This is a genomic window from Nostoc punctiforme PCC 73102, assembly GCF_000020025.1.
GTDB classification, from domain to species: Bacteria; Cyanobacteriota; Cyanobacteriia; order Cyanobacteriales; family Nostocaceae; genus Nostoc; species Nostoc punctiforme.
Map to the genome: position 1 here is coordinate 139,278 of NC_010628.1, position 20,968 is coordinate 160,245.

A 20,968-nucleotide genomic window follows, 5' to 3' on the forward strand; every position below is an offset into this window, starting at 1 on the left:
CTACGCCGAAATTATTTCTCATCTGGAAACAGACTGGAGACTCAAATGACCCCAGCAGCTCTTGATTCCAGAAGTGTGGTTCTGGGAAGATGGTGTGTTAGAAGTTTATTACCTGCGGAAAGAGGACAAGGCACTTCACTATGAGAGGGTTTCCAGTAGTGAAGAAGTCAAAGGGATCGATCTGGATTTGTTGTTATGTTGCATTCTTATGGTGAATCATGTGGATGCCATCAAGACTTTTCAGCAGGCGCTTTAAAAATAGCTGGCGATCTGCTTTAATTTCTACTTGCGTGATGGCTGGGGCAAGCCAGAAAATAGTTAATCTTAAGCTGATATTTACGTTTATAGAGAGATGTAGAGCCGTTCATAATTCGCTACAACAAGTTTAGAGAGGCTTTACAAGATGGTGTCAAGTAATGGCAGACAAATCCCAACAAGAAATAGTAGTGAATAAATCAGTTAATTCACCTAATGAAACTTCAGAAATAAAAATCCAGGCTCAATCATCAGTAGAAAATGAACCGTCTGAATTAGAGTCTTTTGTTCAAAGTGTTGCTCAGACTGGCAAAGCAGTTTTAGACACAGCATTAGAGGTGGGAGAAGCGACAGCGAAACAAACACACAAGTTAATTGAGCAAACAACTCAAACCAGTGGTCAGGTTGTGAATCGCCTCAGCGAAAATTGGTTGATTAGAAAACTATCTGGAGTATTAAATCTAAATTGGTTAATTGGTACTCCTGATGCTGTTGATTTGGAAAAAGCAGAAGCTGCGGTAAACAAGCTCAAACAAAAGTATCCAAATGAATCACCCAGCCAGATTGCTCACCGAATCATGGTGGAAAAAGCGACTCAAGCAGGCACTGTTGGACTAGCCACTAGTATTTTGCCAGGAATAGCAGTGGCGTTGTTGGCAATTGATTTAACAGCGACAACAAAATTGCAGTCAGAAATGCTTTATCAAATTGCATTTGACTACGGGCTGGATTTAAAAGATCCTGCCCGTAAAGGAGAAGTCCTGGCAATTTTTGGTCTGGCTTTGGGTGGAGGTCGTCTTTTGAAAGCTGCGGGATTAGGCTTACTGCGAAATGTGCCTTTAGCGGGTGCTGCGATCGCAGCTAGTTCAAATGCAACAATGATCTATTCATTGGGTTATGCTGCTTGTCGATTTTATGAAGCCAAGCTAGATGAATCAACTTCTCTGGCATCGCCACAAACTCTGGCAACATTAAAAGCAGAAAGTGAAAAGTATCTCGAAAGTGCGATCGCTCAAGAAGCCGTCATGGATCAAATCTTAGTTCACATGATTCTGGCTAGCCATCCAGATAAGACTTTGGAAGAAATTTTGCCAGAATTACAAGCTTTAAAACTCAGTCCTACCTCGTTGGATGCCATTGCCAAAAATATCAAATCACCTAAGTCTTTAGATATACTGCTCAATCAGCTGAATCGTGATTTTGCTATACCCTTACTCGTTCAGTGTAAAAAAGTTGCCCAGCTTGACCATAAGACTACACCACTTGAGCAAGAAATAATAGCAGCGATCGCCAGAAAATTTAACATTGATACAACAATTGGGGCATAGGGAATGGGGAATTGGGCAAGAAGCAGGACGTAAAAGAATCTGACTTTTCACGGTATCTGGAAAATTTCTCTCCTAAAAGGAGAGAGACTTTGAATATTCCCCCTTCCCGCGTCGGGAAGGGGGTTAGGGGGTTAGGTTTTTGGTGGACTTTTCCACATAACGCGAAAAGTCAGGTAAAAGAATGAAGATCATAGCTTCATTAACGAGTATAAAAGCCTCGTTAACGGAGTTCTGATGTGGATTCACGAGGATAAAAGCCTCGTTAACGGAGTTCTGATATGGATTCACGAGGATAAAAGCCTCGTTAACGGAGTTCTGATGTGGATTCACGAGGATAAAAGCCTCGTTAACGGAGTTCTGATGTGGATTCACGAGTATAAAAGCCTCGTTAACGGAGTTCTGATATGGATTCACGAGGATAAAAGACTCGTCAATGAGTACTACTTGCACTAATTCACTAAATTATAGCTACTGCTCCCTGCTCCACAATGCCCAATGCCCTATGCCCAATACCTTATACCCATTCCCCTCATCCTGAAACAAGAATTTTGAGCAATACTGGTACAAGAAGGAATACTTACACAAAATCCCAAAATGACAATTCAACCTAGTGATAAGCCTTTGCTAGAGTGGGCAGGCGATAGTTTGGCAATAGGATTATTTGAAGATGCAGTAGAGTTAACCGGAGAACTAGCAACTTTAGATCAAAAGTTTTCTGGGGTCTTAAAAGAACTAATTGCTGAAGAAGAATTTAAAGGTAAAGCCAACAGTACCATCTTCACACGGGTGAATCCTGGTAGACCAGTGCGTAAATTGATTCTGGTAGGATTGGGTAAACCAGATGCACTCAAACTCGACACTTTGCGACGCGCTGCTGCTGCGGTAGCCAGAGTCGCAAAAAAGCAAAAAAGCAAAATTTTGGGATTTAGCTTCCCATTATGGAATAACGATCCAGCCGCAAGCGCCCAAGCGATCGCAGAAGGTGTTGAATTAGCACTTTACCAAGATATTCGTTTTAAATCAGAACCAGAAGATAAAGGATCGCAAATAGAAACCGTAGATTTACTAGGTTTCAGTGGACAAGAAGCAGCCATTACCCTCGCCAATCAAATCGTTTCTGGGGTAAATTTGGCACGGGAGTTAGTGGCAGCACCAGCCAATGCGGTAACACCAATTACTTTAGCCGAAACTGCTCAAGCGATCGCCAAGGACTACGGTTTACAAGTAGAAATTCTCGAAAAAGAAGACTGTGAAAAGTTGGGTATGGGTGCCTTTTTAGGAGTAGCACAAGCTTCCGAGTTGCCACCTAAATTCATTCACCTGACTTACAAACCAGAAGGTACACCGAAAAAGAAACTAGCAATTATTGGTAAAGGTGTAACCTTTGATTCCGGCGGACTCAATATTAAAGGTGCTGGTAGCGGCATCGAAACCATGAAAATGGATATGGGCGGTGCGGCTGCTACCTTGGGGGCAGCAAAAGCAATTGCTCAAATTAAGCCAGATGTTGAAGTTCACTTTATCTCGGCGGTAGCTGAAAACATGATTAGCGGTCGCGCCATGCACCCTGGAGACATCCTCACCGCATCAAACGGCAAAACAATTGAAGTGAACAACACCGATGCAGAAGGACGTTTAACCCTTGCAGATGCTTTGGTGTATGCCGAGAAATTAGGGTTGGATGCGATCGTTGATTTAGCAACCTTGACAGGTGCTAACGTCATTGCCTTGGGTGATGATATTGCAGGTTTGTACACTCCCGATGATGACGTAGCTTCCCAGATCGAAAAAGCTGCCCAAACCTCAGGGGAAAAAATTTGGCGGATGCCAATGGAAGAAAAATATTTTGAAGGGCTAAAGTCTGGGATTGCGGACATGAAAAATACAGGCCCGCGTCCAGGTGGTGCGATTACGGCTGCCCTTTTCCTCAAGCAATTTGTCAAAGAAACCCCTTGGGCACATTTAGATATTGCCGGCCCAGTATGGACAGATAAAGAAAACGGCTACAACGGCGCAGGCGCTACTGGCTACGGGGTTCGGTTGCTAGTTAACTGGGTGTTGGGGATTGGGGAGTAGGAAGTAGGAGGCAGAGGAGCAGGGAGCAGGGAGCAGAGTGCAAAAAGGGGATTCGACCCCTCTCTTGAGAACCACTTACTAGAAGTGGGGGAATCAGATCCATGTTCCGCAAAGCTTGTCGACTCAAAGCTTAGGTCATTTCCCTCTGCTCCCTGCTCCCTGCCCCATTCCTCATCCCCCATTCCCCAAAACCCAATTCGTGCTATCTTGAGCTTGCCAGCAAAAATTGTTGCAATAGTAACAGAAGTAATTTGGCGGTCAGAAAGTTAAGCTTTTTCGGCAAAGCCATCTGGTAAAATTTATAAGGTTTCTAAAAGCTCTGAGCAATGGGATCGACTCGCGTACGGATCGCAATTGACGCAATGGGAGGGGATCACGCACCCGGTGAAATCGTTGCTGGCGCACTGCGAGCAAAGGAAGAATTGGGTGTAGAGATATTACTTGTTGGTGATCCCCAACAAATAGAAGCTGCCTTGCCGCCAAAAACGAATTTAGCGCAGGTGGAGATCGTTCCTGCTGAGGAAGCGATCGCAATGGATGAGGAGCCTTTAAATGCAGTTAGACGCAAACGCAAGGCTTCTATCAATGTGGCAATGGATTTAGTCAAGCAGCAAAAGGCAGATGCCGTATTTTCTGCCGGTCACTCTGGGGCAGCTATGGCATCGGCTTTGCTCCGCTTAGGGCGATTGCCGGGAATCGATCGTCCAGCAATTGGGACTGTTTTTCCGACAATTGTTGCTGGTAAGCCAGTCTTAGTTCTTGATGTCGGCGCAAATGTAGATTGCCGCCCGAAGTTTTTAGAGCAGTTTGCTGTCATGGGATCGGCTTACAGTCAGTATGTCTTAGGTACAACCGAACCAAAAGTGGGCTTATTGAATATCGGTGAAGAAGACTCTAAAGGCAATGATGCAGCCGTCCGTGCCCACCAACTGCTCCGCGAAAATTCTCAAATTAATTTTATTGGCAATGCCGAAGGGCGTGATGTGCTTTCCGGTCACTTCGATGTAATTGTCTGCGATGGCTTTGTGGGCAATGTACTGTTAAAATTTGCCGAAGCAGTTGGAGAAGTGATTCTGCAAATTCTGCGGGAAGAATTACCCCAAGGATTGCATGGTCAAATCGGTTCAGCATTCTTAAAACCAAACCTGAAGCGAGTTAAGCAACGCATGGATCATGCAGAACATGGTGGTGCTTTGTTGTTAGGCGTGGCAGGAGTTTGTTTTATCGGTCACGGTAGCTCACAAGCACCTTCAATTTTCAATGCTATTCGCATGGCTAAAGAAGCTGTTGACAACCAGGTGCTACAACGAATTCAGTCCCAATATATCCTAGAGCGCGAAAGCGGTTAGTCATTAATTATTAGTCATTAGTCATTTGTCAACGACAACTGACACAGGACAAATGACACAGGACAAATGACAAAGGACAAATGACAAAGGACAAAAGCTGATAGCTTGGGAGATTAGGAGTGGAAAACTTAGGCATAGCAATTACCGGAAGTGGCTCGGCAGTACCAGCAACTTCCCTACACAACCAGACATTAACTGAACTAGTTGAAACATCAGACGAGTGGATTGCCACAAGAACGGGAATTCGTCAACGACGATTAGCGGTGTCATCTGAGTCGTTAAGTGGACTAGCTACTGCTGCCGGCAGTCGAGCGATCGCAGCTTCAGGAATTAGACCAGAAGACCTAGACCTGATTTTGCTAGCGACTTCCACCCCTGATGATTTGTTTGGTAGTGCTTGTCAAGTACAGGCTCAATTAGGAGCCACCAACGCAGTCGCCTTTGACTTGACAGCAGCCTGCTCTGGCTTTGTGTTTGGTCTGGTTACAGCAGCCCAATACATTAGAACAGGTGTCTATAAAAATGTACTGTTGATAGGGGCAGATATCCTCTCTCGCTGGGTAGATTGGCAAGATCGTCGGACTTGTGTACTATTCGGCGATGGTGCAGGAGCAGTAGTATTACAGGCTTCTAAAAGCGATCGCTTATTAGGATTTGCCCTTAAAAGTGATGGCACTCAAAACCATCACCTCAATCTTGCTTATGCAGGCGCTTCCCAAGAATTGCTCCCTGGTGTAAACATCACTAAAGGCACTTATCAACCTATTACTATGAACGGCAAAGAAGTCTACCGCTTTGCTGTGCAAAAAGTCCCAGAAATCATAGATAAAGCCTTATTTCAAGCTAACCTTAAGGTTGACCAAATAGATTGGCTAGTGTTGCATCAAGCTAATCAGCGCATTATTGATGCCGTTGCTCAACGCCTAAATATCCCAGAACATAAAGTTATAAGTAATCTCGCCCAGTACGGCAATACCTCAGCTGCTTCCATCCCCTTAGCTTTAGATGAAGCAGTACGACAAGGTAAAATTAAACCCCATGACATCGTTGCGACATCCGGCTTTGGTGCCGGTCTTACCTGGGGCGCGGCAATTTTCCAATGGGGAAAATGACTCAATCTTGGATTTTAGATTTTAGATTGATTCCATACATGAATGTGAATGCTCTTTTTTAGATCAAGAATTTTAGATTTTAGATTTGTTCTCACGTTTAAATTCGCTTGCTTTCAGACCTTTTTAAATTTTGAACTTTGTAGCCGAACGCTATACGAACGCTGCGATCTTTTAATCAAACGCTTTTGAATTATTTAATCCAAAATTTAAAATCTAAAATATCTTGTTTTTTGTTAATGACCAATGACCACTGACTAATGATCAATGACTAAAACTGCATGGGTGTTTCCCGGACAAGGATCTCAAACGCTGGGAATGGGAATAGACTTATTAGATATACCCTTCGCTAAAGACAAATTTGCCCAAGCCGAGGAAATCTTGGGCTGGTCTGTAACCAAAATCTGTCAAAACGAAGAAGCCAAGTTATCACAGACGCTATATACTCAGCCAAGTCTTTATGTGATAGAAAGCATTCTTGCAGATCTTCTCCAAGAACGAGGACAACAGCCAGATTTAGTTGCTGGCCACAGTTTGGGAGAATATTCTGCCCTTTATGTAGCGGGTGTCTTTGAGTGGTCGGCTGGTTTATATCTAGTAAAGCGTCGTGCAGAACTCATGGATAATGCCGTGGGTGGAATGATGGCAGCTTTGATGAACTTTGACCGCGAACAGTTAGAAAAAGTCATTGCCCACACGCCTGATGTGGTTCTAGCAAATGATAATAGTTCGGCTCAGGTGGTAATTTCAGGCACAACTGAAGCTGTACAAGCAGTGATGACTCAAGTTAAAGCCAAGCGTGCTATTCCCCTAAAAGTTTCTGGAGCATTTCATTCACATTTAATCGCACCAGCAGCGGCTGAATTCCAAAACATTTTAGAATCTGTGGAATTTCAACCAGCTACTGTGCCAGTCTTATCTAATGTAGAACCAATTCCGTCTATTGATGCCGAGATTTTAAAGCAGCGCCTCAACAAACAAATGACTGGTTCTGTACGGTGGCGTGAAATTTCTTTGCAATTACCAGCTAACGGTATCCAGCGAGTAGTAGAAGTTGGCCCTGGTAAAGTCTTAACTGGCTTGATTAAACGTAGCAGCCCTGACTTAATATTAGAAAATATCCAGAGTGGTGCTGATTTAGCATTGGGATAAGGCAATAGGCAACAGGCAACAGGCAATAGGTATAAGGATTTTAGCCTAGTTCATTTTTATTTACATAGTTTGATTTTATTGTGCAAACTTACTTAGTCAGGAGCCAGAATGCCCTTTTAGGGAAACAAGCTACAGAATTAATTTTGAACGAAAAAGCGGATAGTGAGTCCGAATCCTAAACCTTATATTTACCAAGCTCTTTGGTAACAATTAGTCAAAAATCTTTTGTTTTAGCAGCGATCGCAATTCTCGCAGTTTTACAGCGATTACCATTTGAATAGTAGTGGCTCACATCTGTAGATTGGTTTCAACTTCACTTTAAATAGGCGGTTAGAAACCGCATCTACAGGAGGCTTTACCCACCTCCGTGGGTTTCAAACACTCAATTTTTTTAGTCCGCGCAGGCGGACTACCCTGCGGGAAGCCGCAAAGCGTCTATGCGTATGCTAAATTCAGTTTTATTTGCATTATCTTCTGTGGACAAAAACCGCGAACCGTTCATTAGTCTGGCGCTTTACCACGCCTTTAAATGGTCAGTCGTTAGCCCCATACTTCACACTTACTTTCGGGGCCAGATTTATGGTGCGGAAAATGTCCCCCAATCAGGGCCGCTACTAGTAGTAAGTAATCACGCTAGTTACTTTGACCCGCCGATTGTCTCTAATTGTGTGCGTCGTCCAGTGGCGTACATGGCTAAGGAAGAGTTATTTAATATCCCAGTTTTGGCGCAAGCGATTAAATTGTATGGTGCTTACCCGGTGAGTCGAGGAAGTGCCGATCGCAATGCCATCCGTTCTGCTTTAGATTATCTCAATAAAGGTTGGGCTGTCGGTGTTTTCTTGGAAGGTACTCGCACCCCAGATGGTCGAATTACAGACCCCAAAAGAGGCGCACTGCTGCTAGCGGCGAAAGCAAAAGCCCCAATATTACCAGTAAGTGTCTGTGGTACTGAGAAGATTTTGCAAAAAGGCTCGTCCCTACCTCACGCAGTTCCCATCACTGTGAGAATTGGTAACTTGATTGATGCTCCCACTTCCACTAATAAAGAGGAATTGGAGGCGTTGACACAAAAGTGTGCCACGGTAATTAACAAAATGCATGATTTAGGACGATAAGCTATACAAGCTTAGATAACGCAGTTTCCAAATGAAGAAAGGGAAAGGGGAAAGGGAACCAGTAACTTAAAAGCAGGGGTTTCAAATATGGACACTGATTTTTATCGTACTGCGTGTCTTAAAAATCTTCTTTTTTATTCGACCTATTTAAAAATAGGGGCTTTATACCTTGTGGGAAAAAGTTCTTTATCCTTTCCTTTCCCCCTTACCCTTTCCCCTTTTCCCCTTTTTGGTAAATAAGGTATAAAATGCGGGACTAAAAATCATAATATAAAGAGTTTCTGCCCCCTGCCTTCAAACCAGTAGCTTTGTACTTCATACGAAAGAAAACTGCTGTATATGCTTTAGGGAGGTAGCGATCGCCTCTTAACTTCTGTATGTTTAAGGTCAACCCGCTCTAGCAATGAAGTCAGGCTTTGTGCTTAAATGCAACTGCTAGGCAAATATACCATCAATTTCACCCTAAACTAAACAGCATTATGAGCGGCTTTGAAGCCAAAAATTTTTGGGAGCGATTAAATAATCTGGCATTAGTCCGTTTTTTGCTTTTAGTTGCTTCTGGCTGGGCAATTGTACAGCTTTTAGCTTACTTTGAAGCAGTCATTGTTATTTTTACATTTGCGGCAATTTTAGCTTTTTTACTCAGCTATCCTGTATATGGGCTGCGGCGTTTTTTACCCCACGGTGTAGCGGTTGGTGTCGTATTCTTGCTCAGTATTGTAATTATAGGCGGTCTGATAATTACCGTGGGCTTAACGGTTTTATCTCAAGGGCAACAATTAATTGATAGTATCACTGCATTTTTAAATTCTTTAGTACCTTTATTAGAAGGACTAGAAGGATTTTTACGAACTCGTAATTTACAAATAGATTTAAGTTTTATTGAAGAACAATTGCGGAATCAAGCTGTCTCAACTCTTGTGACTAGTTTGGCAATTTTGCAAGGCTTTATGACGAATTTTGTGACTTTTATATTAATTGCTGTTGTGGCTTTCTTCATGCTATTAGATGGAGACAAGTTATGGAATTTTATTTTAAAAATAGTCCCAAAACAGCGCCGCAATAGATTTACAAATATAATCAGACGGTCTTTTTTAGGATTTTTTAGAGGTCAGCTATTATTAAGTGGATTTCTCACAAGTTCAACCTTTCTAGTTTTCTTAGTATTAAAAGTACCTTTTGCTTTGATATTGTCAATCATAATCGGAATCGTTGATATTATTCCTGGCATAGGTGCAACATTAGGAGTAAGCACAGTTACTCTATTTGTCTTATCTCAAGGTGTTTGGTTAGCATTGAAAGTATTGATAGCCTGTATTATCCTCCAGCAGATACAAGACAATTTGATTGCGCCTCGAATTATGCAAGGTGCGCTGAATCTTAATCCTGTAGTGATATTTTTTGCTTTGCTAGTAGGCGCTAGAGTAGCAGGATTATTAGGTGTTTTTATATCTATTCCAATCGCGGGAGTAATTGTATCTTTATTTGAAATTGATGAAATGAAATCAGAAGTTTAGAGACGCGATAAATCGCGTCTGTACAAAAGGTGGAGTAGAGATGCGATTCATCGCGTCTGTAGTAATTAATGTAAAATAGTTTGTTAGCCAAGACAAATTGAAGAATGATGTCGGATTTAAAAGCGGAATTAACAGAAATTTTGGATGAGGCAGAGTGGGAGTGGCTAATTCCTCATGTACAACGAGATGCAGTAATTTTGGTAGCACCGGAGTTAAACTTGGTGGATGTTGGAGTAGCGATCGCCAGTGATAACATTCCATCAGTAGAACAGTGGATTGATGAGCAATTAATTACCAAACCCACAACAGTACAGGTGGGAGAATGGAATCTTGAACGCAGTAAGCGATTTAATACTCTCATCGTTCAACCTTACGTTTTAGTGAAGGAAATAGTCGCTACCTAAATTAGTTTTTGTATTATTTTTGATGATAGCTAAGTGTTGGAGTAGTTTCTCAGCAAAGATAGCTTGAGGTGCTATTTATTACTTAGTGATTACCACACCACTAACTGGCTGATTTAACTAAAGGGAAATTTTCTCCTTTAAGATTTAGCCATCTAGGAGCTAGAATTGTTACGATAATTTCAGATTAGATGTTGAAACCTTGATCCAATCTGAAACCTTAGAACTATTAGAATGGCATCGCCTCTGCCAGCACCTTGCCACCTTCGCGGCAACTAAGCTAGGGGCGACAGCTGCGCGTAATCTGAAAATACCCGATTCTCAGACCCAAAGCGAACAGTTGTTAGAGCAAACCAAAGAAGTCTACCAACTGGAAAGTCGCCTCACCACGGGACTATCATTTGAGGGAATTCAAGATATTGGCGATTCCTTAGAACGGGCAGAACGCAGTGGAGTTTTGGCAGGAGATGAACTGTTAGCGATCGCCACCACCCTCGCTGGTGCTAGAAGTTTGCGCCGTGTCATCGACAATCAGGAAGATTTGCCGATACTGACTGAGTTAGTTGCCGATTTACGGACTTATCCAGAACTAGAACAAGAAATTCACCGATGTATTGATGAACGGGCCCAGGTAACTGACCGCGCGAGTCAAAAACTGGGAGAAATTCGCACAGATTTGCGGCGATTACGCAGCCAAATTACCCAAAAGCTCCAAAATATCTTACAGGCGAAATCTGGGGCAGTTCAAGAACAACTAATTACCCAACGGAGCGATCGCTTTGTCATCCCCGTAAAAGCGCCCCAAAAAGATGCCATCCCCGGTATTGTTCACGATACTTCTACAAGTGGTGCAACTCTGTACGTAGAACCAAATTCCGTAGTGCCTCTAGGCAACCAACTGCGGCAAATCATTAGAAAAGAGCAAGCCGAAGAAGAAGCGATTCGCCGTATTTTGACGGAACAAGTAGCCGCAGTCAAACCAGATTTAGAGAGGTTGTTAGCGATCGCCACAACTTTAGATTTGGCAACCGCTAGATCGCGTTATAGTTACTGGCTAGGAGCAAATCCCCCGCGATTTATCCAGCGTCAAGACAGTGAAACCATTACCTTACGAAACTTACGGCATCCTTTATTAGTGTGGCAACAACAGCATGAACAAGGGCAACCAGTCGTTCCTGTAGATTTGCTGATCAACCCGCTAATTCGGGTAGTGACCATTACCGGGCCAAATACTGGCGGTAAAACTGTAACCTTAAAAACCTTGGGGTTAGCAGCATTGATGGCCAAAGTGGGTTTATTTGTCCCCGCCCGCGAACCAGTGGAAATTCCTTGGTTTGACAAAGTGCTAGCAGATATTGGCGATGAACAATCCTTACAGCAAAGTTTATCCACATTCTCTGGTCACATCCGCCGAATTAGTCGAATTTTAGAAGCATTGGGAAATGGGGAATCGGGAAGCGAGGATGGGGAAAAGGAAATGCCCAATCCCCAATCACTCGTTTTACTTGATGAAGTCGGCGCAGGAACCGATCCAGTTGAAGGTAGCGCCTTAGCGATCGCCTTGTTACAATATCTCGCCAACCATGCCCAGCTAACGATCGCCACCACTCACTTTGGTGAACTAAAAGCCCTGAAATACGAAGATGAGCGGTTTGAAAACGCCTCTGTTGAATTTGACGAAAGTACTCTCTCGCCTACTTACCGTTTGCTGTGGGGCATCCCTGGACGTTCTAATGCCTTAACTATTGCTTTGCGCTTGGGATTAAAGCCAGAAGTGGTACAACAGGCGAAAACTCAAGTGGGAGAGGCTACAGATGAAGTTAACCAGGTGATTGCAGGCTTAGAAGCCCAACGCCGCCGCCAGGAAACCAAAGCAGCCGAAGCCCAAAGTTTGTTGCAGCAAGCAGAACGTTTATACAAAGAGGTATCCGCAAAAGCCGCAAGTTTGGAGGAAAGGGAAAGTAGTTTGCGGGCTTCACAGGAAATAGCAGTCCAGCAAGCGATCGTCCAAGCAAAAGGTGAAATTGCCCAAGTGATTCGCCGTTTGCAAAAAGGTACGCCCACAGCCCAAGAAGCCCAGCAAGCCACCAATGCTTTGAATCAAATTGGCCAGCTTTATCAGCCAGCAACGCCAGCAAAACCAAAAGCTGGGTTTATGCCCAAAGTAGGCGATCGCGTCCGCATTCCCAAACTCGGACAAATAGCGGATGTGATCGCCGCCCCCGATGAAGATGGCGAGTTAAGCGTTCGGTTTGGGCTAATGAAGATGACTGTGAAGTTGCAAGACGTAGAATCTTTAGATGGTCAAAAACCCGAACCAATCGTCAAAGCCAAACCAGCCCCAGCAGCAGTAACCCCACCAGCACAAAGTGTCCCAGAAATTCGCACTTCCAAAAATACTATCGATTTGCGTGGTAAACGGGTAGCTGATGCCGAATACATTTTAGATAAAGCCATTTCAGAAGCTACTGGCCCAATCTGGATTATTCATGGGTACGGTACTGGTAAACTGCGCCAAGGAGTTCACGCCTTTTTACAACAGCATCCCAGAGTGAACAACTACGAACCAGCAGAACAAGCAGATGGCGGTACTGGTGTTACCGTTGCTCATATCAAATAAAGTTCACTTGCAAATGGTAATCTTCAGAATTTTGAGATAATCTACCAACCAAGATTTACTGTTTGCAAGTCTCTTTATTAAATAGTTGGTACGTTACTGTCTACGATGTGCATTTCCATACCTAAATTTATTAGTAAAATCAGATACCCTTAGATAGATAAAACCACTAACCACTAACAGACCAAATATTGAATCCGATTCTGGAACTGTTACGACTTTACCAGAGCCACTGATTGTATTCGTAAAAGCGCCAAAGTCAGTTACTTTACGACCAGTTGTAATTAAAAAGTAATTACGTTGAGCGGTTAATTCTTGGCTGAATGCAGGACTGCCATTATTAGGAGTAGTATTTGCTATGAGGACATTGGTCAATTGATTAGTGGAATTAAAACTGTCTTGATATAAAACTAGAAAATTATCCCAGGCTCCATCAGTAGATGTCGTAGCTCCAGGTACAGTACTTGCAAATGTATATAAACTCGATTGTTCTACTGTAAACTCAAAAACACTATAGGGCACAATCATACCCATTGTCCCATCTTTTTGACCACTTACTAGATCGGGAGGCTCACCAGGTGCAGTACGTCGCCAAGTTTCCTGATTTGTTGTATCACCTTGATAAGTCAAAACAAAGGCTCTAGAAGGAGTTGCGGTACAAAGAGTAGTCAATCCTAACCCTAGAGCGATAATTAGTTGTTTTGTAAAAAACCTTGCTTTCAACATCAAATTTTCTCTTGAATCTAAATTAAGATAATTGTCTTCTCTTCACCTGTTATTTTCTAATTTTTTACCCAGAAAATAGGATGAATTTCATACAGGTTACGGCAATAATTTGCTACTTTTAGGTAATTTAAATAACATGAAAAAGGAGAAAACTATTAGTAATAAGCCTGATGAAGAAGGTTCTGGAACTTTGGTAATTGCTAACGAGAGGTTATCTGCATAGCCATCATTTACGCGCCCACGAACATAGTTCACATTCAGAACAACATTAATTTGTCTTGCACCAACGGGAACAAAACCCTTCGTAGACTTGAATAATAAACCAGTTGTGTTATTTCTTTTGTCTGGAGCGGGGGAATTAATGAATGTTGTGTCCAGAGATTGACCATCTTGATTGAGGAAATTAAGACTAAATTTCACATTATCTAAATCAGTGTCGTAGCCACCCAACCAGGCACTCAAATCGTATGCTCCTTGACCAGCATCAATTACAGAAGCAAGGTCAGTTATATCAATTAGCTGAGAAGCACTTGATGAGCCTCTATCAGCGCCACCAAAAAACAAATTTTTTCCTCGTACACTTGGCCCTAAACTATTAGCATCAGGAAGTCCACTAACGGCAACTACATTACCCAAAGGGTTAGTAAATTCAAAACCTGTTGCTCCATATTGCAGGACACTAAAACTATCAGTTGTAATCCAGTTAGGGATAAAGGGAATATCAGTCCCAACAGCATTACCAATGGGATCTCCTTGTCCTTGTTCTGCATCGCCATTAATAATCAGATTTTGCCCAAGGGTGGCTGCATGGATAGGGTTAGCAAGGAGAATACTTGATGAAATTCCTGTTATCACAGCTAGACTAAATTTTGATATTTTTTGAGAGAAAAAAGGAAAAATTTCGACCTTCTTCATGTTTTACTTCTTTGTTAAGTGACCAAAATGTTGATTAAGAACAAGATAAGATTAATAAGTTTTCTAGCTGCGGGATTCTGATTTGATTCGTTGCTTTGTATTCAAAATTAAAGCTAAACCTAAAGCCAGTAAAACTCCACCTGCACCTTGATGTTCAGGAACAGAAGTAGAGGGACTGCTAAATCCATACTTTGTTAAAATTTCTTGCCCTTCTGGTGACAGGATATATTCAGCTAATTTTTCACCATCAGGATCGGCATTTTTCAGTGTAGTTAGTCCATAATTAGCTTTTGTTGCCAAATAATCAGGTAATTCTACTATTTGCAAATTTTCACCACCTGCTGTTACTTGGGCAGTCTTACCACTGGTGTAATAAGCTAAAAAGATATCTGCCTGCTTTGTTTCTTCGAGAAAATAGACTAAATTATTTTTGCCATTAGGAACAATTGGAGCATTAGGATTACCACCTACCAACTGCAAGGCTTTATTCTTCAAAATTTGAGAGTTACCAGGTGTAATTTGATCTGACTTGTCAAAGATCTGCCATGCATAGTTACCAGATGGATCTGCTATAGGCGTGGAAGTTCCTAACTTGATTTCCGGCTTTAGCAAAAAATTCAACAAATTATTTGATGTGATACCAAGTCCCGATCGCACAACAGCAACCATGCGGTTACTAGTGAAATTCACTACTGGTTCGCTTAAACCTTCTTGAAACAATGTCTGAGGATTATCAACATCTGCACTAGCAAAAACATCTGCGGATTTTCCGGTTTTGGAAAATTCTTGTTCTATAAATTCTCGTGTTAAACCAGATGGTCCAAATCGCGTTTCTACTGGAATCCCATATTTCTCGCTAAAAGATTCAGCTACTTCAGTCAGGCTATCGCGTAAACTACCAGCACCGTATAGATTAACTGCTAATGCCTTAGTTGGTATCACACTGACAGCACAAGCTATCAGTGAAAAGGCAAAAAAATGCTTTTTCATCGTTATTATATTATTGTGTTGTTATTACTACTCAGTGAATTATCTATAATCCATACTTAAGTATGAAGTTTGGCATACGTCTAAACTATTACCTCTATTCCTCAAAGTAAAAGTGAATTTTGATATGTGTGTGGTTGGCGATAAAAGTTATAGTACCAACTAAGTTGGATTAAATCAATTAGCCAACATCTTCAAACGCTGACTTTACCAAATTTTTAAATTTGCGATCGCTTTCAATGAGGCATCAATCGTCCTGATGTTGTGCAGCCTATCCTGAAATAACAGGCTGCACACAAGCAAAACTGCTGTCTAGCAGCAAAAAGCATCTTGAGCAAAGAGCCAAAAGATTTGTATAGTAATTATGTATACATCAACACTAAATAATAAACATCAATAAATTTCAAAATTTAAACCGCAAATAAATTAGGAGGCATTCTACACAATTACTTAGCGAGAACTAACAGTTAGCATTCAAAACATAGTTTATTTATACTCTTGTACGGAATTAGCAGTCAAAGTCAGGTAAACCTTAATTAGAATTGATACTTTTCTACTTTGTTGAAAATAAATTTTCATCTAGAGTAAGACAAAGATACATGCTGTTTACCACATAGAAAAAATCTAGCTGAAGTCTCTGGCTCATAGCTATGGGAAACCAAGTTTGATGCTTGAGAGTCTGGTTTCAAAATGGGTAACAGCAACATCCCCTATCAGCTTGATCACCTATGCTAAAAGTTATGCACTCGGCCGCCAACTCAGCCACGCCAAATTCTCAGTGGGAGGATTTAATCAAGCTTCCAGCCCCAAACACAGTCCAATGGGATAATATCAAAACCCAATTAGATTTGGTGCTGTTGGCGTTAGAAACCTTAACTGGGATTGGTTCAGAGGCTATGCTTTCGGCGGCAACTGATCTGAACTTAGAGTCAAGAGTGCCAGACCGCGTAGCTTTATGGCGACTGCGCCAGTCAAATCCCCTACGTAAAGGTCAAGGAGGGCGAAAAAAGCTAGATGTCGAAGAAGCGCGATCGCTTGTTCTGATCATCTGCTACTTAGCCAAACAGCACCAGGAATTAATTCGCCGCGCTGTCGGTCTGTTGGAACAAATGGCAGAAAATAACCGGGAACCTCACCAGGCTGCCTTACTTGGAGACTATATTGATGCTTTTTGCAACACCTACCAAGAGCGGATGGAAGAGGATGAGAAAATCTCAACAGATTTACTTACCAACCTGGCACTAAAACTGCTTGTAGATTTACTTTTTTACAGTGCCCCTGGTGGGCATCGCCGTCTCTGGCTAGCACTTATAGACCGTTCGACAAAATTTTAGATTTGAAATTTGAAATTCCTCAATCAAAATTTGCTTGTGATTTGTTTGCTAGATCGGGAAACTCTTTTGATCGTCATTAGCTCTTGGGCGATGTACTATCAGCACTGCTTCCTCCTGGCACAAGACTAGACAACGGAAGAAACCTGACAAACTTCCTTCACTCAGAAGAAATTCACCGTTTCAACTTTTCTTTGCAAGCAACTGGCTTAACTTTTTGCAAAACCCAAATAGTCTTCCTCGCAGTTCCTGCCATGCCTCTATCAAATTCTGTAATTCGTCGCTACACACCACCTACTTGCACGTTAGAAGTATTCGCCCAAAGCTCGCCTCTGTCCCGTTGGATGGGGAAAAGTGTCCTCAAACACCTCAGCTTTGAACTACGCTTTGATGATCCCCGACTACCAGAAGAACAAAGAGTTCCAATTCGGGGCGATCGCGAGCAACTTGAAGCTTTATGTGATGCAGTCACAAACTATGTACAGCAATTTCTCCAACAGTCTCCAGAAAGCTTTTGGGTCAGTTTCTCTGGTACCCACGAATCAAGCACAGCAATGGGTGAGCCGGAATTAAAGTCCTCAACAAAAACATTAAATTCCTTTAGCACCCAGTTTCCTGGGGCAAATATACGCTTAGAACCAAGTAGCTATTTAACTCACAACTTATTTCTCGGTTCTCTCGCCAACCACTCATCTGGTCCCGTAATTCAACTTACTCTGCTGCAAATATTCGATTTGGCAAGTGCTTTAGATGAATACTCAACTGATGTTATGGCACTCCCAACTCTCAATACCACAAGTTCGACTCTGAGGTTCCCTGCTTGGGCACCTGTTGCCGCAGTATTAGTGTTAGGTATAGGTTTCTTACCAATTACTTGGCAATATGCTAACAGCATTAGAGAAAAGGAACAGCAGACAGCTAAAACATCAGATCCAGCAGCAGTAAAGACAGCTTTAGAACCTTCAACTTCACTAAACTTTCCTACGCCTGAACCTGGAATTATCCCTCCATCGGATAATTTGCTAGGTTCCACTCCTCCACTTTCCACATCTACTTTACCGCAAGCACCTTTAACAGCCCCTAGTTCTAGTTTCTCTGCACCGCAATCTCTATTGCCCAATAATGCAGTGACAACAACCCAGAGCAAGACTGCTACCCTTCCTAGTAATGGAGTGATGCCTTCTCTGCGAGACGCTACGGGAGCGGCGAGCTTCTCTACGAGACGCTCCGCGATCGCTAACGCACCATCAAGTAAAATCCCAGGGCAGGAAATAGCCATAGTACCAAATCTTGGACAGAACCCTACAGGGCCAAATCCCCAAGCGGGTAATCTCCCTCAACTGAGAAATTTGCCACCCAGGCTCTCTTCTAACACGAGCAGCTTACCAACTAATATCTCACCAGTCTCCCCCCCGTCTCTTAGCACTATACCCAATAATGGTGGCAATACTCGTACCCAAACCTCGCCACTAACCTCACAACAGCTAGACGAAAGAATCAATTCTCTACAGCAACCTTCTCCTGGAGAAAAACCTGCTTCACAACTTTCCTCATCTAGAACTGCGGAGAATAATCCATTCATCGATCAGTTGGGGGACGGACGCAAAACTCCTAAATCCAGAGAAGTAGCTACTGGTACATTATTTGACACGCCTCAAGTAGCAGAAGCTAGAGAATACTTAAGCAAGCGTTGGCAACCACCCACTGGACTAGGACAAGCATTAGAGTACAGTTTGATAGTCAGTGTTGACGGCACAGTGGAGAGAATTTTTCCCCTTAATAAGGCAGCAAGAGAATTCGTTGATAACGCTGGGATGCCTGAAGTTGGCAAACCTTTTGTTTCCGCTAATAAAAGTGGACAAAATGTCAGAATTCGAGTTGTTCTCAGTCCTGATGGCAAGGTACAGACTTTTCCAGATGAATAGCTAAACTCATCCTTGTTAATGCCACTTATAAAACTGGTACAAATCTTGTGCCAGTTTCTACTTACTACAATTGCTATTGAGCTTATCTGTTGAAGACCAGTTATGAAACTGGTATTACTCTTGATACCAGTAACCCTACCAATAAATATAATTACTGTTAACACCAATTCTCCAAAACTAAACTATAGATACAAGTCTGTAAATCCAGATGAAATATTACGCTTCTTAATTACGAATTAAGAATTGGTATTAATAACTCATATCAAAGGTAGGAAATATGCAAACAATTGGCACCCAAAAAGACAGTGCAGCTTGGGTTATTCAAACTTGGGCAGCTTTTGTGATTTCTATTTCTATGACCACCTTCGGTATTGTAAACTTACCTGTAAATGGCTGGGTGAAAGGCTTTATGGGTATGGGTATGGCTTTCTCTGTTGGCTCAACTTTTACTTTGGCGAAAACTACTAGAGACTTGCATGAAAATAGAAGATTAACTGCAAGATTAGACGAGGCAAAAGTAGAAAAATTGCTTTCACAGCACGATCCTCTAAATTTCAAATGAAGGGAGTTAGCCCTTACAGGGAATTCAAAATTCCAAATTATCCTTACATTAGAAATTAACTACATAACGAAAAACAAAAGGACTGGATATACCAGTCCTTTCTTATATTTATTTAACGTTTTTATCTTAATAACGGGATTTTTTGGTCTTTAACTTTTGCTTTTTACGCCGACGTTCGCTAGCAGCAACCGCCTGTTCTACTGGATAACCCACTACAGGAATTACCTGATATTTGCGCTCTTGTTCTAACTTTTTCAGTTCAGTGTAATCAACCCAGTGAATACAATCAACCGGGCAAGTATCAATTGCTTCTTGGATAATTTCTTCAGCGTCTCCATCTTGGCGAACCACGCGCGATCGCCCGTAATCTGGTTCAATATAAAAGGTATTACGTGCAACATGAGCACAATGCTTGCAACCAATACAGGTAATTTCATCAACATAAACACCATTTTGGCGCAGCAAACCGCCCAATTCAGGTTCTAAACCAGAACGTTCTGGGGAATCCCGTAAAAAACCCCCTAATTCTGGTTCCAAACCGGAACGATTATCTTCTTGTTCTTCCGGCGACGGCAGAAAATCAGCCATTACGCACTCCAGCGCTGTACTACCAGGCGAATGGAACCATCTTCATTTTTTTGCTGTTCAGAGACTTGAAAACCAACACGAGCGGTTTCTTTCACAACTGTTTGATAAGCATAGCGCTGTGTTACCTGGCGTAAAAATCCGTCCACAGACAGGTCTTGTTGCCAATATTGCAAATCAGCCACTAATTCATATTCCTTGCCATTCCATCTAAAGCCGATGTCATAGCCATTTTCCTGCTCAATACTAACTTCCGCAGGATGGGTTTGACCGCGATAGCCACGGACTTCGCGTGGGCCGGGTTTCCAGTCTACGCCCAATTCAGTCAAAGCATCTTTCAAAGAATCAAGGTTACGGATTTGAGTCTTAATTTGGCTAAAGTGTGACATGGTGGTTGTGAATTAATAACACTAAACTACTGTGAAAACTTACCAATCGCTGTAAGTGGTGTGCGTATTCGCCACATTAGATTGCTGCACCTTCGCGGCGAAATATTCTGAGGTTGGCTCATGATTAAGTACTTGCCCCAATTGTGCCTCTATTGCTGCTGTAACCTCAGCACAAGAAGCCCCCACAATACCAGTGACTTTCTCTTGTACCCGACCGTCTGGATAGATTATGAACTCTAATGTCTCCATGCTCTTGGCCAACCAGTATAAGTACGCTTAAATTGTACTGCCTTAGCAGAAGGCTATAAATATAGCCGTAGGAACATTTTTACTTAGATACAAACTTGCCATTTGTTAAACAATGTTCCATCTTTCAACATATATATCTCAGAATCTTTACAAAACTTATTAAATTTATAAGCAGTCACATCAGTATTTAGTTAGTTTCTCTTAACCTCATCGATTAGTCAAGGTAACAACCTGCCTGCCAATTAAGCGCCAAAAGTCCTAAAAATAAGCATTAAACGTAGTATAGCCAACTAGTTGAGTTACAAAAATATAAAAATTCTTGAAAAACTTTATCATTACCATTAGGTTGACCTTATTTTAGCAAGGGTTCTCACTTAGGT

General features: G+C 42.2%; 19 protein-coding genes. 13 read left to right on the forward strand and 6 right to left on the reverse strand.

The window, feature by feature from the left end; genetic code table 11:
* The first annotated feature begins 61 nt into the window (after nt 1-61).
* The 10 genes from NPUN_RS37270 to NPUN_RS00540 all read left to right on the forward strand — a co-directional run bounded on the left by NPUN_RS37270 (nt 62) and on the right by NPUN_RS00540 (nt 12,922).
* Nucleotides 62-256 (forward strand): hypothetical protein, encoded by a 195-nt coding sequence (locus NPUN_RS37270; RefSeq protein WP_012406925.1) that lies wholly within the window; start codon nt 62-64, stop codon nt 254-256.
* A 160-nt stretch (nt 257-416) separates the two neighbouring features.
* Nucleotides 417-1,583, forward strand: coding sequence for an EcsC family protein (locus NPUN_RS00495; protein WP_012406926.1), 1,167 nt, complete (start codon nt 417-419; stop codon nt 1,581-1,583).
* A 594-nt stretch (nt 1,584-2,177) separates the two neighbouring features.
* On the forward strand, nt 2,178-3,659 hold the full coding sequence (locus NPUN_RS00505) for a leucyl aminopeptidase (RefSeq protein ID WP_012406927.1): 1,482 nt from the start codon (nt 2,178-2,180) through the stop codon (nt 3,657-3,659).
* Nucleotides 3,660-3,985: 326 nt separating this feature from the next.
* Nucleotides 3,986-5,008 carry a phosphate acyltransferase PlsX gene (gene plsX / locus NPUN_RS00510; RefSeq protein WP_012406928.1) on the forward strand — a complete coding sequence of 341 codons (1,023 nt, stop codon included), beginning with the start codon at nt 3,986-3,988 and terminating at the stop codon, nt 5,006-5,008.
* Between the two features lie 119 nt (nt 5,009-5,127).
* Nucleotides 5,128-6,120, forward strand: a complete 993-nt coding sequence (locus tag NPUN_RS00515) for a beta-ketoacyl-ACP synthase 3 (RefSeq protein WP_012406929.1) — start codon at nt 5,128-5,130, stop codon at nt 6,118-6,120.
* Between the two features lie 264 nt (nt 6,121-6,384).
* Nucleotides 6,385-7,269 carry an ACP S-malonyltransferase gene (fabD, locus tag NPUN_RS00520; RefSeq protein ID WP_012406930.1) on the forward strand — a complete coding sequence of 295 codons (885 nt, stop codon included), beginning with the start codon at nt 6,385-6,387 and terminating at the stop codon, nt 7,267-7,269.
* Between the two features lie 476 nt (nt 7,270-7,745).
* Nucleotides 7,746-8,384 (forward strand): lysophospholipid acyltransferase family protein, encoded by a 639-nt coding sequence (locus NPUN_RS00525; RefSeq protein WP_041565817.1) that lies wholly within the window; start codon nt 7,746-7,748, stop codon nt 8,382-8,384.
* A gap of 479 nt (nt 8,385-8,863) precedes the next feature.
* The gene (locus NPUN_RS00530) at nt 8,864-9,901 is read left to right on the forward strand and encodes an AI-2E family transporter (protein WP_012406932.1); all 1,038 of its coding nucleotides are present in this window, start codon (nt 8,864-8,866) and stop codon (nt 9,899-9,901) included.
* A 107-nt stretch (nt 9,902-10,008) separates the two neighbouring features.
* The gene (locus NPUN_RS00535; RefSeq protein WP_041565097.1) at nt 10,009-10,305 is read left to right on the forward strand and encodes a DUF2288 domain-containing protein; all 297 of its coding nucleotides are present in this window, start codon (nt 10,009-10,011) and stop codon (nt 10,303-10,305) included.
* Between the two features lie 199 nt (nt 10,306-10,504).
* Nucleotides 10,505-12,922: an endonuclease MutS2 gene (locus NPUN_RS00540; protein ID WP_012406934.1), complete on the forward strand. Its 2,418-nt coding sequence runs from the start codon at nt 10,505-10,507 to the stop codon at nt 12,920-12,922.
* 93 nt (nt 12,923-13,015) lie between these two features.
* Here NPUN_RS00540 and NPUN_RS00545 read toward each other — a convergent pair whose 3' ends face one another.
* From NPUN_RS00545 to NPUN_RS00555, 3 genes are all read right to left on the reverse strand, one after another.
* Entirely contained in the window at nt 13,016-13,645 is a 630-nt protein-coding gene (locus tag NPUN_RS00545) for a hypothetical protein (RefSeq protein WP_012406935.1), read from the reverse strand.
* A 96-nt stretch (nt 13,646-13,741) separates the two neighbouring features.
* Entirely contained in the window at nt 13,742-14,560 is an 819-nt protein-coding gene (locus NPUN_RS00550; RefSeq protein ID WP_012406936.1) for a PEP-CTERM sorting domain-containing protein, read from the reverse strand.
* A gap of 63 nt (nt 14,561-14,623) precedes the next feature.
* The gene (locus NPUN_RS00555) at nt 14,624-15,550 is read right to left on the reverse strand and encodes a molybdate ABC transporter substrate-binding protein (protein WP_012406937.1); all 927 of its coding nucleotides are present in this window, start codon (nt 15,548-15,550) and stop codon (nt 14,624-14,626) included.
* Between the two features lie 725 nt (nt 15,551-16,275).
* Here NPUN_RS00555 and NPUN_RS00560 point away from each other — a divergent pair.
* From NPUN_RS00560 to NPUN_RS00570, 3 genes are all read left to right on the forward strand, one after another.
* Nucleotides 16,276-16,881 carry a DUF3038 domain-containing protein gene (locus NPUN_RS00560; RefSeq protein ID WP_012406938.1) on the forward strand — a complete coding sequence of 202 codons (606 nt, stop codon included), beginning with the start codon at nt 16,276-16,278 and terminating at the stop codon, nt 16,879-16,881.
* A gap of 251 nt (nt 16,882-17,132) precedes the next feature.
* Complete coding sequence (locus NPUN_RS00565) at nt 17,133-18,803, forward strand: DUF4335 domain-containing protein (RefSeq protein ID WP_012406939.1); 1,671 nt, start codon at nt 17,133-17,135, stop codon at nt 18,801-18,803.
* Between the two features lie 277 nt (nt 18,804-19,080).
* Nucleotides 19,081-19,365, forward strand: a complete 285-nt coding sequence (locus tag NPUN_RS00570) for a YiaA/YiaB family inner membrane protein (RefSeq protein ID WP_012406940.1) — start codon at nt 19,081-19,083, stop codon at nt 19,363-19,365.
* Nucleotides 19,366-19,491: 126 nt separating this feature from the next.
* On the opposite strand, the gene NPUN_RS00575 is transcribed toward NPUN_RS00570, so the two are convergent.
* The 3 genes from NPUN_RS00575 to NPUN_RS00585 are packed head-to-tail and all read right to left on the reverse strand — an operon-like array spanning nt 19,492 to nt 20,588.
* A complete protein-coding gene (locus NPUN_RS00575) occupies nt 19,492-19,953 on the reverse strand; it encodes a ferredoxin (protein ID WP_012406941.1) in 462 nt (153 codons plus the stop codon).
* On the reverse strand, nt 19,953-20,339 hold the full coding sequence (locus NPUN_RS00580; protein ID WP_012406942.1) for a DUF1257 domain-containing protein: 387 nt from the start codon (nt 20,337-20,339) through the stop codon (nt 19,953-19,955). The genes NPUN_RS00575 and NPUN_RS00580 overlap by 1 nt, the downstream gene beginning before the upstream one ends.
* A 39-nt stretch (nt 20,340-20,378) precedes the next feature.
* A complete protein-coding gene (locus NPUN_RS00585; RefSeq protein WP_012406943.1) occupies nt 20,379-20,588 on the reverse strand; it encodes a DUF2997 domain-containing protein in 210 nt (69 codons plus the stop codon).
* Between the last annotated feature and the right edge of the window lie 380 nt (nt 20,589-20,968).